This is a genomic window from Cobetia sp. SIMBA_158 (genome assembly GCF_046566945.1).
GTDB lineage: Bacteria > Pseudomonadota > Gammaproteobacteria > Pseudomonadales > Halomonadaceae > Cobetia > Cobetia amphilecti.
Genome location: NZ_JAWJYL010000003.1, coordinates 141273 through 158039, shown reverse-complemented (window position 1 = coordinate 158039; position 16767 = coordinate 141273). Strand labels below are relative to the sequence as shown.

The following is a 16767-nucleotide window of genomic DNA, read 5'->3' as shown; positions in this document are numbered from 1 at the left end:
ATGTCACGCTGGCAGGGGCTCACGCAGTATCAGTATCACAAGCCGCGAATCAGCGACGCAGTCCGCCACGGGCGCTGCGCCAGATGAGCGACAGCAGGTAGGCGACACCGGCCACCAGCACGATGGTCGCGCCGGCGGGCAGGTCGAACTGCCAGGAGAGCGCCAGGCCGCCGGTGGTGAAGGCCATGGCCGCCAGACTCGCGATCACGATCATCATGCCCAGTGAGCGCGCATGATGGCCGGCAAGCGCGGCAGGCAAGGACAGCAGGGCCAGCACCATGATCAAGCCCACGGCCTGCAACAGCAGCACGACGGTAATCGCCACCATCACCAGCAGCAGCAGGTAGAGCGTCTTGACCGGCACGCCCCGCAGACGCGCGAACTCTTCATCGAAGATCACCGCAGTCAGCGGGCGATGCACCAGCAGCAACACCAGTGCCAGGCCTCCCACCATCCAGGCGAGGGTACCGATGGCATCCGCAGGCACCAGCAGCAGGTTGCCGAACAGGTAGCTCATCAGGTCGACCTTGTAACCCGGGGTCTGACTGATGAACAGGATGCCGGTAGCCATGCCGATGGCCCACAGCGCACCGATGACGGTGTCTTCCTGATCAAAGCCCTTGAGACTGATGTAACCGATCAGCAGGGCGGCGAGAATGGCGCTGATGAAGGCGCCGACCAGCGGGCTTGCGCCCATGAAGTACGCGATCCCCATGCCGGCAAGCACGGTATGGGCGATCCCCCCGGCCAGATAGCCGATGCGGCGTACCACGACATAGGGGCCGACCAGACCGGCCGCAAGACTGGCCAGCAGACCGGCGAAGAGGGCGTTCTGGAGAAAATCCTGGCTGCCCAGGGCGGTGATGAAATTCATGTAATGTAAGCCTAGAGCGCAGAGCGGGCGACGTGAAGGAAGTGAAACAGGCCAGACGGACAGTCACCGGCCGCGGCATCAGTGATGGTGATGGTGATGGATCATCTGGACGTTTTCACCATAGAGTCGCTCGATCGATTCAGCGGTGAGCGTCTCGGTGTCATGGACGATCATCTTGCGGTTGAGGCAGGCGACCCGATCGACGTAATCGCTGATGAAACCGAGATCGTGACTGATCACCACCACGCTCATGCGATTGGCCAGGCGATTGAACAGCTCGAACAGGGAGCGCTCGCCGTCGCTGTCGACACTCGCGGTGGGCTCATCCAGCAGCAGCAACTGAGGCTCGGCCGCCAGGGCGCGGGCGATCAGCACACGCTGCAGCTGACCGCCGGAGAGGGCATCGATATGCCGACGGCGCAGATGACTGATGCCGACTTCTTCCAGCACCGCACCGATCGCCTCACGGTCCGCGCGTGGCCAGGGCCCCCACTGACGACGACGCCCCTGACGTCCCATCAGCACGACATCTTCCACACGGATGGGGAAGCGCTTCACGAAGTTGGCAAACTGCGGCACATAGCCGATATGGCGCGCGGCAGCCTTGGGCGTGCGCCCCAGCACCCGGACACAGCCAGCCGCCGGCTTGTGGAGACCGAGTATCAGCTTGAGCAGCGTGCTCTTGCCGCCACCGTTGGGCCCGATCAGTCCCACGATCTCGCGTGCGCCGACCTGAAAGTCGACATCGTCGAGAATGACCTGCTCGCCATACCGGAAGGTCACGCCGCGAATATCAATGGCATCCGGAGCATCTGCCGGCACCGGGCGAAAGACCGGTCCGACACTGCGCCCGGTGGCTGACGCCTCCGGATGGCTGTCCGTGCGCGGGCGCGCGACGGAGATGGGACTGACCATGACGTAAGGTACCTCGTTGCAACGCAGACGGGCGCATGAGCGCCCGTCTGACTTTTCGATGGGGCAGGGCATTGTGCAAGATCAGACGATATGCGCAATACCCGGCCGGCAATTACTGGCTGTCAGTCAACTCGAAACCCGCCTTCAGCGCTTCGGTGGCGTGCTTCAGGTTGTCGAGATAGTCCTCTGCCAGCGGGTCCAGCACGGCCACTTCGGCCTCCAGGGAGCTCGCGATCCGCTTGGCCGCCGTCTGGGAGAACTGCCCCGAGACGAAGATGGTGCCGATGTTCTCATCCTTGGCACGCGTGATCAGCGTGGCCATCTCGCGCGGCGTGGGCTCACGACCACTGACTTCAATGGCATGCTGCTCGAGCGAGTAGCGGTCCGCGAAGTAGCCGAAGCTGGGATGGAAGATCAGGAAGTTGCGGCCCTTGTAGGGCGCCAGCGTCTGAGCGATCTGCTCATCCAGCTCGCTCAGGGTCTTGAGCAGACGCTGCTCATTGGCATCGATCTCGCCGGCATGCTGCGGCAGGCGGGCCTCGAGCACCACGGCGGCACGCTCGACGACGGTCTGCATGCGCTGCGGGTCCAGCCAGAGGTGGGGGTCGGCTTCGCCGAGGTCCTCATCCTCGTCATGCTGGGCACCATACGCCTGATGATCAGCATGCTCATCATGGTGCTCGTCATGATGTTCTTCGTGACCTTCATGCTCGCCGTGATGCTCTTCGTGGGCCTCATGATCAGCATGCTCGTCATGATGCTCGTCGTGCTCATCATGATCGTGATGCGCGTCCTGCTCATGAGCATGCGCTTCATCATGGCCGTGGTCATGCGCCTCACCACTGCCAAAGTGGCGTGTGTTGAGACCCTCTTCCAGATGCACGACCTGCATCTCGGCGTTGTTCTTCACCAGGCGCGGCAACCACACCTGCTCGAAGGGCACACCGATGGCGAGATAGAGCGGGACTGTCGACAGCTCGGCCACCTGGCGCGGGGTCGGATCGTAGGCGTGCGGGCTGTCGCCCGGCTTGACCAGCGTGGTGATCTCGACATGCTCACCGGCCAGCTGATCGACCATCCACGCGATGGGCGGCACGCTGACGGCCACATGCAAAGGGGCGCCGTCCTGGGCGTGGGCGGCAGGCGTCGCGAACGCGGCAAGCGCGCCCAGCACACTCAGCGGCAGGGCACGCGCAGCCCGCGGACCCAGCGTGCGCTGGACCCGGGACAGCAGCTTTTCACACAACATTTGGCGAGACGCCAGGGGAGAGCCCGCATGCATACTCATGACACCACTTCCTTTGCTAGTGATCACGGCATGATGCGGGCAGGGCGTGCCGAGAACCGGCACGCCAGGACCACCATCAGCCGCGGTTGAACGAGAGACGCTGGCCGTTGGCCACCGGATTGACGGTCTTGCCGTCATAGGCTTTCACGCCGTTGACGAAGGTCGCATCGATACGTGCCTTGAAGGTCACGCCATCGAAGGGGCTCCAGCCACACTTGTAGAGCACGTTGTCACGCGTGACGCTGGTCTCGCCATTGAGGTCGACCAGCACCAGGTCAGCGAAGGCCCCTTCACGGATGTAGCCGCGATCGACGATGGAGAAGCGATCCGCCACGTTGTGGCTGGTCTTCTGGACCAAGGTCGCCAGGTCATAGATGCCGGCCTGAACCTGATCGAGCAGTGACAGCAGGGCATGCTGCACCAGCGGCAGGCCGGAAGGCGCCTTGAAGTACGGGTTCTGCTTCTCTTCCCAGGTATGCGGTGCGTGATCGGTGGCGATGATGTCGATACGGCCATCCATCACGGCAGCGCGCAGGGCGGCGCGGTCTTCGGCGGTCTTCACTGCCGGGTTGCACTTGATCAGGCTGCCACGGGTGTCGTAATCGGCGTCGCTGAACCACAGGTGGTGCGCGCAGACTTCGGCGGTAATCTGCTTGCCCTTCATCGGGCCAGCCTTGAACAGCGCCATTTCCTCGGCAGTGGTCAGGTGCAGGACATGCAGCTGGGTACCGTTGCGGGTCGCCAGGTCGATCGCCAGACGCGAGCTCTTGATACAGGCTTCGCGCGAGCGGATCAGGCCGTGTTCGGAGAAGGGCACGTCTTCCCCGAAGCGCTCACGCCAGCGCGCCTCGTTCTCGAGAATCATCGGCGTGTCTTCGCAATGCGTGACGATGGGCGTCGGTGCATGCTTGAAGATGCCTTCGAGAATCTCCGGATCATCAACCAGCATGTTGCCGGTAGAGGCGCCCATGAAGATCTTGATGCCGCAGGTCTGGTTCGGATCCAGCGTCTTGATCGCTTCCAGGTTGTCGTTACTGGCACCCAGATAGAAGGCGTGGTTGGCATGGGCACGGCCGGCCGCCACGGCAAACTTGGCTTCCAGTGCATCGCTGTCCAGGGTCGCCGGCTTGACGTTGGGCATGTCGAAGAAGGTGGTGATCCCACCGGCCACGGCAGCAGCAGACTCGGTGGCGATGTTGCCCTTGGCGGTCAGGCCTGGCTCACGGAAGTGCACCTGATCATCGATCATGCCCGGCAGCAGATGGCGGCCAGCGGCATCAATCACTTCACGTGCATCGAGGTGAGACAGGTCGCTGCCGATGGCGTGAATACGCCCGTCCTTGATGCCCACATCCTGAGTGGAAATGGTGCCTTCGTTGACGACTTGCGCCTGTGAGATGCGGATGTCCAGCATGTGACGTCCTCCGTGGGAAGCAAATGTTATATCGTATCAAAAGCGCTCGCAAGCGCCGTTCACTGAGCGTTTTCTGCCATGGCAGCTGCTTGAGAGGTGCAATCCTGGCAACGCCCCTCGAGTTCGATGGTCTGGCGTTCGATCGAGAAACCATGGCGATCGGCGCTGGCGACTAGCCGGGTGCCGAGATCGTCATCATGCATTTCCTCGACACGACCGCAGCCGCGGCAGATCAACAGCTGAAAGCCGTGCTGATGTTCCGGGCAGTGGCAGGCAAGGTAGGCATTGAGTGATTCGATGCGATGGACGAGGCCCTGTTCGAGCAGGAAGTCCAGTGCACGATAGATCGTGGGAGGGCGGGCAGCGCCATGTTCCTTGGCGAGCTGATCCAGCAGGTCATACGCCTTGAGTGCGCCATGACTGGTCGCGATCATTTCCAGTACACGTCGCCGAATCGGCGTAAATCGCACACCGCGCGCCAGACATTGACGTTCGGCCTGGTCGATCAGCGAAAGTGGCTCTGGCATGAAGAATCCTGAGTGTCGTGAATCCCGGATGTCAAAAGGCGTCAAGCGCGATGAGGGCAAGTGCGTCAGCGCGCAGCCTGAATGACCAGATGCTTATTCTAGGGCAAATGGGCCATGACGGGCCACCGGCAAAGGCATCGGGGCTGCGTGAGTCATGTAAAGGCAACGCAAGGCGTGAAGCCGACATGAAAGCGTGGACAAGCAATCAATATGATATAACATAACAATTATCGCTTTCTGGTCGCGGTGATAGACCCGCGACCATCCCTGACAGGAGGAATTCATGGCCCAGTTCGAGGCGCTGCACCCACCCCTTCACACACGGCCCGAGCCACGCCTGGCAGCCAGTTCGTCACCTTCGACCCTCGCGTCGGCGCCAAGGCCCACAACCCATTGGCATATCGGTCACGAGGCACATGACCTGGGGGCGATCTTCGACCCCGACATCAGCCTGGCCGTGATGCAACGCCGCATCGATGCGGCATTGAAAATGGCGGTGAAGGCTCAATCCTCGGGTGCCTACCCGCTGCGCATGCGCTGGCGCGGCCCGATCAGTGATCTGCGTGAGGCGCTGGAGCGCTACCTTCCCGCACCGGATGCCGGGGCTGCGCTGATAGAGGATATCTGTGTGCTGGGTGAAGCCATGGGCGAGCTCTTCGAGGTCAAGGATATCGGCATGCGACTGGAGATGACCCAGAGCGCCATGTGCCCGCGCTTTCATGTCGATCGCATCCCGGTCAGATTGGTGACGACCTACGACGGCCCGGGCACCCAGTGGCTGCCGGAACATGCCGCCGACAGACTGGCGCTGGGCCACGGCCAACCCGGCCATCAGGACATCTGCCTGGCCCCCGGCGAGATACATGAGCTGCGCCCGGGCAGCCTGGCGTTGCTCAAGGGCGAGTGCTGGCCGGGCAACGAAGGGCGAGGGCTGATCCATCGCTCACCGGTGGTGCCCAATGGTAATCGCCTGATGTTGAGCATGGACCCCGGCTGAGCCGAGGCTTCGTAGTTGAGACTACATAGTCGAGCCACGAGGCTCCGTTCGCGACTCACCAAACAGGAACACCCCGCTAAGGCGGGGTGTTCCTGTATTTCTAGACGCTAGGGCAGTCGATCAGCCAAGGCATCGATCAGCAAACATTCGGGACTGGCATCAGTCCGCGATAGGCGCCATACCGACATTGGCGACATCTTCCTTGCTGCGCGAGAAGTGCTTGCGCGCAAAGGCGACGCGCTCGGCGACCGGCACACCATCGGGCTGACGCTCGATCAGCTCGAGTCGCTTGCGCAGGCCCTCGCCATTGGCCATCTGGATGGCCAGCCCCGGTCGGGCGTTGAGCTCCAAAAGCATCGGGCCGTGGCGACGATCCAGGACCATGTCGGTGCCCAGATACCCCAGTCCCGTCATCTCGTAACAGCCGGCAGCCAGCTCGAGCAGGGTGTCCCACTGCGGCACCTTGAGCGAGAAGATATCGTGCCCAGTATCGGGATGCGCGAACTGCGGGCGATCGTACTGCACACCGCGCACCGCCCAGCCACTGCCGATATCCAGCCCGACACCGACCGCGCCCTGGTGAAGATTAGCCTTGCCATCCGAGGCCGCCGTCGAGAGGCGCATCATCGCCATCACGGGATAGCCCTTGAAGACGATGACGCGAATGTCAGGCACACCCTCATAAGTGAACTCGGCAAAGGCCTGATCAAAGGAAATCAAGCCTTCGACCAGCGCTACGTCCGGTGAACCACCCAGCGAATAGAGTCCTGACAGGATGTTGGAGACGTGGCGCTCCATGTCGGCACGCGTGATACGCGCGCCGCTGGGCTTCACATACTCTTCGCCATCATGGTGCTCGATGACGAGGATCCCCTTGCCGCCTGAGCCCTTGGCCGGCTTGATCACGAAACCTGCGTGATCGCGCACCATGTCGACGACGCGCTCGACCTCGAACTGACTGGCGACCTTACCGATCATCTCCGGCGAGGCCAGACCGTAATTCTGACACAACAGCTTGGTCTGCAGCTTGTCATCGACCAGCGGGTAGAGACGGCGGTCGTTGTATTTCGAGATATATCCAATGTTGCGGCGATTCATGCCGACAACTCCCCGGGCGCGCAAGGCGCCCGGCGTGGTCCAGTTGCGCGACCAGCGATTCAGCCATGACGAGAGCATCTCAATCCTCCGTCAGCGGCTTGAAGCGGCGCAATTCCAGCAGACGATAGCCGGTGTAGTTGCCGAGCAGCAGGATGAAGGCCATCAGCACCAGTTGCAGACCGAGGAAGTTGAAGGTCAGGTGACGCACCCACGGATTGTTCATCGCCAGATAGGCCAGCACGGCGGTCAGAAGGCTGCCACCACCTTGCTTGAGCACTTCCTTGGGACCTTCCTCTTCCCACAGGATCGACATGCGCTCGACGGTCCATGACAAAATGATCATCGGGAAGAAGGTGATGGTCAGGCCGGCGTTCAGACCGAAGCGATAGGCGAGTACCGAGAAGATGGAGATGATCGCAATCACCGTGATGATCACCACCGAGACCCTCGCCACCAGCAGCAGATTGAGCCGCGACAGGTAACTGCGGATCACCAGGCCCGTCGCGACGATCAGCAGGAAGCCGATCAAGCCGGTGACCAGACTTGTCTGAATGAAGGCGAGGGCGATCAATACCGGCATGAAGGTACCGGAGGTCTTGAGACCAACCAGCACACGCAGCAGCACCACAACCAACGCGCCGATCGGGATCAACAGGATGGTCTTGAACAGCGCCTGCTCTTCCAGCGGCAGGGAGTGGATCGAGAAGTTGAGCAGCTCGTCATTGGCCAGCTTGTTGCGAACCGCGACGGCCGCCGGCTCGTTGTGACGGATCATCGAGAAGCTGACACGGGAGTTCACACCGCCTTCGACTTCCAGCATCGGCGCGCCACGACCTTCCCACAGCAGCAGGTTGTCCGGCTCACCTTGCTTGCCGGTTTCCGGGTTGATCAGCACCCAGTCGGTGTTTATGTCTTCAGCGTCGGCGGCCTCGACATCCACTGCTTCGTTGCCTTGCGGCGTTTCGGCGAAGACCTGCAACCAAGACGAGACCGTCTGGCGGCGACGGCCGTCTTCCAGACTCAGGCCGCTGACCAGACGCGCACTGACACCGGCTTCATTTAGCAGGCGCAACATGAGTTCGGGACGCTCGAACTGGGTCAGCAGCAGGCGCGCATTCTCACCCTGACGCTGATTGTCGAACTGCTTGATCAACTCACGTGCGAAGGTGAACGAATCGGCACTGCGTTCACGGGCCTGATCGATAACCTGGGCCGCGGCGGTATCGTAGGGACGCTCCCAGGAAACTTCCTGAGGGGCCGGCAGACGCTTGATGGCCGCAGGAGTCGCATTGTCGGACTCCAGCATGGTCACTGTGTAATACAGCAGCTGCGAGCCTGCCGCTTCACGGATCGACCATTCGGCACGACGGCCCGGCAGGTCATCCAGATAGGACAGTCCAAAGCCCGAGGACGCCGTGTTCTCGGTCAGAACGCTGTAGCCTTTCTGGTTTTCCGGCAGCGCCAGCGACGCCTTGACCGGACCTCCAGTGGCCGTGAAGGCCACCTGGGCTTCGATATCCCACACTTTCTGCTGTGCACCGGGCACCCAGGGCACATCGAACGAAATATGGCGGTAGGCAGTCAGGCCCACACCGATCAGCATCAACAGGCCGACCAGAATATAGAAAGCAAAACGCGACATGGGAGTCCTTGAAATGTCTGGAGCAGTCATGATGGCTCGGTGGAGCACCGAGCCATGTCAGGCAGCGAAGCCGGGCAGAGGAGACAGGAGGGCACTTGCCACTCAGTCGCGGTTGCCTTCGTTCGGGTCCTCGTCCTTGGCCGCTTCGTTACTGGGTGCACTGCCCGGGTATTCCGGACGTGCATTGATGAAGGTACGGCTGACGTCCACCGCAGCGATGTCCATCATGAAGCGACGGCCCAGAAGTACCGGATAGGTGAGATCGCGACGATCATTGAGGGTGAACTCGACCTTCTGCTTGATGTCACCCAGTGTCATCAGCAGGCTGACGACGGGACGCTCTTCGCGGCCGGAGGCCTGGATGATGGTCACCGTCCGGCTGACCTGGGCTTCTACCCATTTGTCACGATCGCCTGACACGAAATACTTGCCGTCATCCCGCAGTGCCAGCTTGAACTTGACCCACTTGGCGCCGTCGCGCTCGAATTCGGTGATATCACGCGCCGACAGCGACGAGGTGTTGGCACCGGTGTCGATACGTGCCTTGAAGTAGCTGCTGATGGTCGGGAAGCCGACCCACTCGACGCGCCCAAGCAGGGTCTTGTCGAGGATGGGGTTATCGGTCACGGCCTTGCAGGCTTCCACGGCCTGCGGCTGTGCGGGCTGTTCCATCTCGGCATGGATCTGGCGCAGCTGACTGCCGACTTCTCGCACGTCACGACGCAGAGAGCGGCTCAGCGCCTGCTGGTCGGCAAGTTGCTGCTGTTGGACGTTGCATTGGCCTGCCAGCTGCTCCTGCAGCGCATCGATGCGCTGTGAGAAGGCATCTGGCGTCAATACCGGTTTCTGCGGTTGCGGTTGTGCCGGGACGCAGCCGGCCATGACGACGACACTGGTCAAGGTAACAGGCAATAGCAGCTTGCGGATCAGCATAGGGGAGAAGGTTCCTGTTCAGCCTTGCTGCCGCTCTACAACCTGTGTGAACGACAGACATAATTCTTGTCCATCGTCAGTCAGTTAGCACACTGACCCGACGATGCCTGGGTATTCCCTTGTACAGCTTGGGTGTTCTAGCACCGAAGCGTTACTGGAGGCGATCATACGTAGCCCGAATGGTGACTGTCCATGTTTCAGCACCTGACGCCGGGCCGTCGCCTGCGATTCACGAACGTAGCGCTCACTTTCTGTCGCCAGTCGAAGACAGACTACACAAGGTCCCACCAGGCGCGAGTCAGGGCCGCTGTCAGCTGGCTGGACGTATAACGCCAGCTTGGCTTGCGTCGCTTTAAGGTGACGAAAACCTTGATGAAATCCAGCCTCCAGACAGGAGCTGCCTTCGCGACAGCTTGCACAGCCAGACCTCACTGTTTGCGCATTGTTCAGGGTGTCACTGCATCATCAGTGCGGGATCACAGCATGGCCGCGACTCGATCTCGGATGAGAGCACGCCGACACAGCAAGTCAGACTGTCGCCAAACTAACGAGGCACGCCAAAAGAGACGACGCCAGCAAACTCAATGACATCCGTTCTCTGACTCAGCGGCTGACATTAACGCTATACCAGCCAAGATCCATACCTGCCGGAATCCTTTACGGGCAGATTGTCGCTCAGCAGATCAATGCAGGGCACTCAGCAAAAGATAGGCTGGAAAGACGGCTGACTCCATCGACAAGCAGAACCTGAGGTTCAGAAGCAGCTATGCAGAAGCTATCATGCACGCGGAGGAGGTCAGGTGCCTGAAGATCGACGCTCAAGCATTGGCGTACACAGCTTGAGCACGCTCACGAACTACCGTATTTAACATAATATATATTATACGAACCAAAGGGTAGGCGGGTTACATCAGTGATCCTGGGCGCCCGTAGAGTCAGTTCCTTTGGCCCATCAGGTCAGGTCCATCAAGTCGAGTCGTCGGGCCAAGTCCAGCGAGTTGAACCTGTCGGCTTGCATCAGCGATGGCCTGTTTTACGAACCAAGTGCCAAACAGCCCGTTGCCCAGGAGCGCGAACAAACTTATCCTTGATAGCATTCATGCACAAGTGTTGTAGAATAATTCGGGCCACATGTGACCCACACCGCTCATCTTGTCACTCAACCTTGCCGCGCGCCGTGATGACTCACGGGTCGGCGCGAACCGGAGTCAGCGATGCCCTCCTTCCCGTTCTGTCTGTCAGCTAGCGCTGGATTCGTGCACAACGGCATTCGACGCCTTCGGCGCATCAGCGGCCGCGCAGCCGTGTTGATCATGGCAGCGGGCTTGTCAGCCTGTAGCGGACCACAGATAGAGGATTACGCGGGCAGCGGCCCTGAGCTTCGCATCGATGACTACTTCCTGGGCCACACACGTGGCTGGGGCATGGTGCAGGATTACCGTGGCGAGGTGACGCGGCGGTTCGTGGTCGATGTCATCGGCAGCATGCAAGGCAACCAGCTGATTCTGGAGGAAGACTTCGTCTATGCCGATGGCGAGACGCAACACCGCCGCTGGACCTTTACCCCGGCGGGTGATCGCCAATGGACTGGTCGAGCGGCGGATGTGACGGGCGAAGCGACAGCGACGACCCGCGGTAACGCCTTGCGCATGAACTACGTGCTTCAGGTACCGATCGACGACAGTACCTGGGAGTTCAGCATGGATGACTGGATGTATCTGCAGCCGGATGGTCGCATCCTGAACCGGACCTCGATGCGCAAACTGGGCCTGGAAGCCGCCAGTATCACCCTGGCATTTCAGCGCTGTCCCTGTGACTCACCGGCAACCGAGCCGAAATGACAGCTCGTGCGCGGCAATGACATGAGCCCCTGAAGGCTTCAAGCCTTGCCTGATGGTTTCCATTCTTGATAGCGCCAGCCTTTGTCGATTCAAGCTTCTGATAGCCCAACCCTCATGAGGCGGCGGAGTCACCCGCATGCTGCTCGAGCGATGTCTCCACCTTGGACAACCACTTACCGTAATCCTCTTCTGGCGCCATGGGCTCTCCGAAGGCGTATCCCTGCAACTGGTCAAAGCCCAGATCAACCATGGTCTGGCGCTGGCGTGAGTGCTCGATACCCACTGCCACGGCGGAAATCTCCAACGCATGCAAGGCCGCCGTCCAGGCTTTCAACAGGCGCGCCTGACGCGGATCCGTCTGCAACAGACTGATCCAGCGCGGATGCAGTTTCACGCTGATGATGGGCAGCATGCTCAACAGGCGCAGGCTGTCATGCTCAGGGCCGAAACGGTCGACACAGAAGCTGATGCCGTCATTGGCCAGCGATTTCATCGCCAGCACCAATGGCTCAGGCGTCGCGGAAAAACTCTCGACACCGCTGACATCAATGCGCAGGCAATCCCCCTTGAGCCGGTAAAGGCGCAGGACACGGCGCAGGGCATCCATGTATTCGGTTTCGATCAGGCGCGACGCCGTGATGTTCAGCGACAGCGGCAACAGGCTGTCGTTGCCCTTCCTGGTCGCCAGCCAATGGCTGAGCAAGGCGCAGCTTCTGCGCAGCACCCAGATATCGAGTTCCTCATCCAGCCCCGCATGTCTGGCGATGCGCAACATCTGATGGGGTGTGATCCAGCGGTTCTTGTCCTGCCAGCGCAGCAGCACTTCCTGACCGCTGAGGCCTTGGCTGCCCGCAGTGACGATGGGCTGCAGGTGGATGCACAGCTCATTGTCGCGCAGCGCCTGGGCAAAGCGGTTGTTCATCTCGAGGCGCAGGTTGAGGTTGTCCGTGAGATCCGCGAACTGGACGCCCTTCTCTTTTGGCGCCCATTCACTGGCACAGACAAGCTCCTCTTCCACCACCTCGACCAGTTCCGCCGCTGACATGCTGTCGCTTACGAAGGTGCCCGCCCCGATCAACAGATCAGGCCGGCTGTTGGCAGAGAGATGCAGCAACCAGGGTTGCTCCACGAAGCGGTGCCAGCGCATGCCGTGCAATGCCTGGTCACGCGGCAACAGGATCATCAGGGTATCGTGACTGACGCGCCCCTTGAGCAGACCCTCGTCATCGAAGTTTTCATTGAGCTGGTGAGACAGGGATTGCAGCACGCCCTCGTAGAAGTCGACGCCCTGCTGCTTGCGCAGCCTTTCGGCGTTCTGCAGCTTGACCAGGATGACCTGCAGCTCCCCCTGGCTGGCACGCTCCTGCAGCCAGGCCGTCATTCGCTGCAGGTAGCGACGACGCAGACTGTAGCCGGTGATCGGGTCGATATTGGCTTGCAGGGTGGCGCGTGCGCGCTCTGCCAACAGCGCATCACGCTGGATGAGCTCATTCTCGACCAGCAGTGCACAGCGCTCCAACCGCTCCAGCTGTGCCGTATCCAGTTGACGGGGCTTGTGGTCGATCAGACACAGAGTCCCCAGCGGCAGGCCGCTACTGTCACGCAGCACGGCACCCGCGTAGAAGCAGACATGCGGTGGCCCCGTCACCAGGGCGTTATCAAAGAAGCGCTCATCCTGGCGGGCATCATTGATGACCAGAAAGCGCTCTTCATGCAGCGCGTGGGCGCAGAAGGCGAGATCCCTGCCCGTCTGCCGTGCATCCAGCCCGCAATGGGCCTTGAACCACTGGCGGTCTTCATCCACCAGCGACACGAGGCAGATGGGCACATCAAAGATATCGGCGACCAGGCGCGTCAGATCGTCATAGCGCTTTTCATGGTCACTATCCAATACATGCAGAGAATGCAGGCTATTGAGACGCTCTTCTTCGCGCGGATGAGGTGCCGCCGGCCTGAAGCCGGGCCGGCCACCCGGCGCGAGGGTCGTCTTTGGGGTGGAATCTGCCATGGCCTACTGCCTCGTTGGAATTTCCAGGAGATATAACCGCATGTTCGTACTTGAGCATACTCGTCTCGACTGTTGACTGGCAGAGCCGGCAAGCTGCGCACCACTAACGATAATTGAGCGTGGAAACCCTTGCGCGCATTGCTGCGCGGCAACCTCACGGAGCGGTTTCTCACCACCACGACGCAGAAAGCCCCGCAGCAAGGCTACGGGGCTTTCTGGATGACGCTTGTCCCTTTGAGGTCAGACGCTTCGCGCTTCACTCACGACGAGACAGGGTCTCAGGCTTCGGCAGGTGCATAGGAGCCATCTTCACGATGGACTTCCTTGCCGGTCAGGCCCGGGGTGAACACACAGGCCAGGTGCATGGTCTTGGTGGCACGCAGCAGGTGATCATCGTGCTCGTTGAGGATATAGATGTCGCCCGGCTTGATCGGCCAGATCTTGCCATCGGCCAGTGTTTCGACTTCACCCTCACCTTCCATGCAATACACCACTTCATAGTGATGCTTGTAATGGATGTGGGTCTCGGTGCCTTCAAAGATGCGAGTGATGTGGAACGAACACTTGCCACCATCTTCATCAAGCAGCAGGCGCGTGCTATCCCAGTTGCCATTCTCGGCCTTGACCAGACGATCAGTGCTGCGGGCTTCTTCGAGATTGCGAACGATCATGTGTTTTCCTCACTAGGCTGCCTGACATCGACAGCTGACAGATGGCGATTACCGTAACGAAGGGGGTGACTTGGATGGGCAATCGGTGGGGATGGCAAGCCAGAGGCTCACCAACGACCCGCGGGGCGCCGATGACCGGGCGCCCCGCGGGAAGACAGCGTTACTTGGACAGCACTGCGGCAGCGTTTTCCTCGATGATATCGAGGGCTTCCAGCAGGTCTTCGTCGCGGATGGTCAGCGGGCACAGGCACTTGACGACCTGACCGGAGTGACCACTGGTCTCGATGATCAAGCCCTGCTCGAAGCAGCGTGAGGTGATGGCATCGGCCAGATCACCGTCGCGGACATCGATACCGCGCATCAGGCCACGGCCCTTCTCGTGCGCTTCGAAGCCGTTCTCGCGGGCCTTGGCGGCAATCTTCTGGAAGCGGTCCTCGACGATACGACCCTTGCGCTGGATATCGCGCTCGAACTTGTCATCGCTCCAGAAGTGGCGCAGCGCGGCGGCGCCGGTCACGAAGGCCAGGGCGTGGCCACGGAAGGTGCCGTTGTACTGGCTCGGCTTCCACTGGTCCAGCTCGGGACGCATCATCACCATCGCGAACGGCACACCGGAGGCAGACAGCGACTTCGAGTTGCAGACGATGTCCGGCACGATGTTGGCGTGCTCGAAGCTGAAGAACTTGCCGGTACGACCACAACCCGCCTGGATATCATCGACGATCAGCAGGATCTTGTGCTCCTTGCACAAGGCATCCAGACGCTGGAGCCATTCGATGGAGGCCGGGTTGATCCCGCCCTCACCCTGCACGGTCTCGACCAGCACTGCTGCCGGGCGATCCAGGCCGCTGGAGGAATCCTTGAGCAGCTTGTCGAGGTAGGCAACGGTGTCGATGCCCTCACCCATGTAGCCATCGTAAGGCACGAATTGCGCACCCTGCGCCGGCAGACCCGCCGCATCACGGAACTTGGCATTACCGGTGGTGGCCAGGGCACCCATGGTCACACCATGGAAGCCGTTGGTGAACGACACGATGTTGTGGCGGCCGGAAACCTTGCGCGCCAGACGAATGGCAGCTTCGACCGCGTTGGTGCCGGTCGGCCCCGGGAAGTGGACCTTGTAGTCCAGACCACGCGGCTTGAGGATCACTTCCTCCAGCGCTTCGAGGAAATCGCGCTTGGCGGAAGTCCACATATCGAGGCCGTGGATGATGCCATCATTGCTGATGTAATCGACCAGTGCCTTCTTGAGTACCGGATGGTTATGCCCGTAGTTGAGCACACCGGCACCGGCGAGGAAATCGATGTAGCGCTTGCCGTCCTCAGTGAACAGGTGGGCATTCTGCGCCTTGGTGAAAACGGTCGGGAAAGAACGCGAATAAGTGCGTACCTCGGATTCCATCTGTTCGAGAATCTGCGTATTCATGCTGTCACCTCCCTGGTGATGGATGGCCGACTACTGAAATGGCCATACCAGAATGTAAAGACGATCCAACGAATGACACTGACCCTACCTCACTCACACATGGGGTCAGCAGGAGATGCCACAACCTTCCTGTCGTGAACATCTGCCGGACGGGACGTGATTCTTCTCGACGACCGACACAAGAATCATGACGGCGTCCCGTCCGGGACTTCTTGCGGCTTGCTACTCGCCCGTGCTGCACATGGACTCTGGCGGCACAAGAGCCTTGAGCGCGTCGAGCACTCAGATGTCGCGCGGCAGGAACGGGCCGATGCGCACCAGGTTTTCGGCAAGGTGCACGCCACCCAGCTGGTCTGAAGAGAAGTATTCACGCGAGTGCAGCGGCACCTGCCAGCGCTCGGCGAGGCGAGTGAACAATGCCCAGGACGCCTCGTTGTCCGGCGTGATGGTGGTCTCGAGATGACGCACGTGCGCCATTTCGGGACGCTTCATCACGGCTTCGATCAAGCGGCGTGCCAAGCCAGTACCACGCGCCTTCTCACCGACGGCGATCTGCCACAGGAAGAAGGTCTGCGGGGCATCGTTGCGGGTGTAACCGGAAACGAAGCCGACGACCTCACCTTCCTCATCTGTCGCGATGGCGCAGCTGTCACGGAACTGCGTGGCCAGCAAAACGTACGAATACCCTGAATTGAGGTCCAGCGGCGGGCAGGCCTTGACCAGCTCGTAGATGCCCCAGCCATCATCGGTAGTCGGCTGACGGATGAACAACGGCGCGCTGGCGCGGTTGATCACGGCATCGTGGGTGTGGTGGGCCAGGCCCTGAATCGTGGAAGTCATTGTCATGGTTTTCATAAAATATTTCGCAGTTGGCGAATTCGCTATAAACCATAACAAACCGTTATGGATGTCGCAAACCATAAATTATTCTCGTGAAGCGTATGGATAACGTAGAATTATCCCAATCTCCGTATCGGTGAGCGTGCAGGCCCGGGCCAGTACAAGTACCAGTAACCAGTACCAGTACCGGGCAACTCTCGCCCTTGCCCACCGCCCGCTGATGATTTGTCCCCACCAGACGCAAGACGGCGCCCCGAGGGGCGCCGTCTGCTTGGCTGCTCATGCGGCATCTG

14 protein-coding genes are annotated in these 16767 nt (G+C 60.7%); 2 read left to right on the top strand and 12 right to left on the bottom strand.

Going from position 1 to position 16767, the window contains the following annotated elements; genetic code table 11:
* Nucleotides 1-49: 49 nt before the first annotated feature.
* The 5 genes from R2R70_RS06655 to R2R70_RS06635 all read right to left on the bottom strand — a co-directional run bounded on the left by R2R70_RS06655 (nucleotide 50) and on the right by R2R70_RS06635 (nucleotide 5018).
* Complete coding sequence (locus tag R2R70_RS06655; RefSeq protein ID WP_043334239.1) at nucleotides 50-874, bottom strand: metal ABC transporter permease; 825 nt, start codon at nucleotides 872-874, stop codon at nucleotides 50-52.
* A gap of 78 nt (nucleotides 875-952) precedes the next feature.
* Nucleotides 953-1789 (bottom strand): metal ABC transporter ATP-binding protein, encoded by an 837-nt coding sequence (locus R2R70_RS06650; protein ID WP_410977648.1) that lies wholly within the window; start codon nucleotides 1787-1789, stop codon nucleotides 953-955.
* A 112-nt stretch (nucleotides 1790-1901) separates the two neighbouring features.
* The gene (locus R2R70_RS06645) at nucleotides 1902-3077 is read right to left on the bottom strand and encodes a metal ABC transporter solute-binding protein, Zn/Mn family (protein ID WP_410977647.1); all 1176 of its coding nucleotides are present in this window, start codon (nucleotides 3075-3077) and stop codon (nucleotides 1902-1904) included.
* A 76-nt stretch (nucleotides 3078-3153) separates the two neighbouring features.
* On the bottom strand, nucleotides 3154-4491 hold the full coding sequence (locus R2R70_RS06640) for a dihydroorotase (RefSeq protein ID WP_410977646.1): 1338 nt from the start codon (nucleotides 4489-4491) through the stop codon (nucleotides 3154-3156).
* Nucleotides 4492-4550: 59 nt separating this feature from the next.
* Nucleotides 4551-5018, bottom strand: a complete 468-nt coding sequence (locus tag R2R70_RS06635; RefSeq protein ID WP_043334236.1) for a Fur family transcriptional regulator — start codon at nucleotides 5016-5018, stop codon at nucleotides 4551-4553.
* 283 nt (nucleotides 5019-5301) lie between these two features.
* On the opposite strand from R2R70_RS06635, the gene R2R70_RS06630 reads away from it, so the two are divergent.
* Entirely contained in the window at nucleotides 5302-6015 is a 714-nt protein-coding gene (locus R2R70_RS06630; RefSeq protein ID WP_410977645.1) for a DUF1826 domain-containing protein, read from the top strand.
* Between the two features lie 159 nt (nucleotides 6016-6174).
* On the opposite strand, the gene R2R70_RS06625 is transcribed toward R2R70_RS06630, so the two are convergent.
* From R2R70_RS06625 to R2R70_RS06615, 3 genes are all read right to left on the bottom strand, one after another.
* Complete coding sequence (locus R2R70_RS06625; protein WP_107334786.1) at nucleotides 6175-7191, bottom strand: alpha-L-glutamate ligase-like protein; 1017 nt, start codon at nucleotides 7189-7191, stop codon at nucleotides 6175-6177.
* A 1-nt stretch (nucleotide 7192) separates the two neighbouring features.
* Nucleotides 7193-8755: an inactive transglutaminase family protein gene (locus R2R70_RS06620; protein WP_107334785.1), complete on the bottom strand. Its 1563-nt coding sequence runs from the start codon at nucleotides 8753-8755 to the stop codon at nucleotides 7193-7195.
* A 102-nt stretch (nucleotides 8756-8857) separates the two neighbouring features.
* Complete coding sequence (locus R2R70_RS06615) at nucleotides 8858-9688, bottom strand: ATP-dependent zinc protease (protein WP_054556656.1); 831 nt, start codon at nucleotides 9686-9688, stop codon at nucleotides 8858-8860.
* Between the two features lie 1214 nt (nucleotides 9689-10902).
* Here R2R70_RS06615 and R2R70_RS06610 point away from each other — a divergent pair.
* A complete protein-coding gene (locus R2R70_RS06610; protein ID WP_410977644.1) occupies nucleotides 10903-11529 on the top strand; it encodes a DUF3833 domain-containing protein in 627 nt (208 codons plus the stop codon).
* A gap of 112 nt (nucleotides 11530-11641) precedes the next feature.
* Here R2R70_RS06610 and R2R70_RS06605 read toward each other — a convergent pair whose 3' ends face one another.
* The 4 genes from R2R70_RS06605 to ectA all read right to left on the bottom strand — a co-directional run bounded on the left by R2R70_RS06605 (nucleotide 11642) and on the right by ectA (nucleotide 16474).
* Nucleotides 11642-13537, bottom strand: a complete 1896-nt coding sequence (locus R2R70_RS06605; protein ID WP_410977643.1) for an EAL domain-containing protein — start codon at nucleotides 13535-13537, stop codon at nucleotides 11642-11644.
* Nucleotides 13538-13815: 278 nt separating this feature from the next.
* Nucleotides 13816-14208, bottom strand: a complete 393-nt coding sequence (locus R2R70_RS06600; protein ID WP_043334232.1) for an ectoine synthase — start codon at nucleotides 14206-14208, stop codon at nucleotides 13816-13818.
* Nucleotides 14209-14368: 160 nt separating this feature from the next.
* Nucleotides 14369-15634, bottom strand: coding sequence for a diaminobutyrate--2-oxoglutarate transaminase (gene ectB / locus R2R70_RS06595; RefSeq protein WP_192838801.1), 1266 nt, complete (start codon nucleotides 15632-15634; stop codon nucleotides 14369-14371).
* A 282-nt stretch (nucleotides 15635-15916) separates the two neighbouring features.
* Complete coding sequence (gene ectA, locus R2R70_RS06590) at nucleotides 15917-16474, bottom strand: diaminobutyrate acetyltransferase (protein ID WP_404813685.1); 558 nt, start codon at nucleotides 16472-16474, stop codon at nucleotides 15917-15919.
* Nucleotides 16475-16767 lie beyond the last annotated feature (293 nt).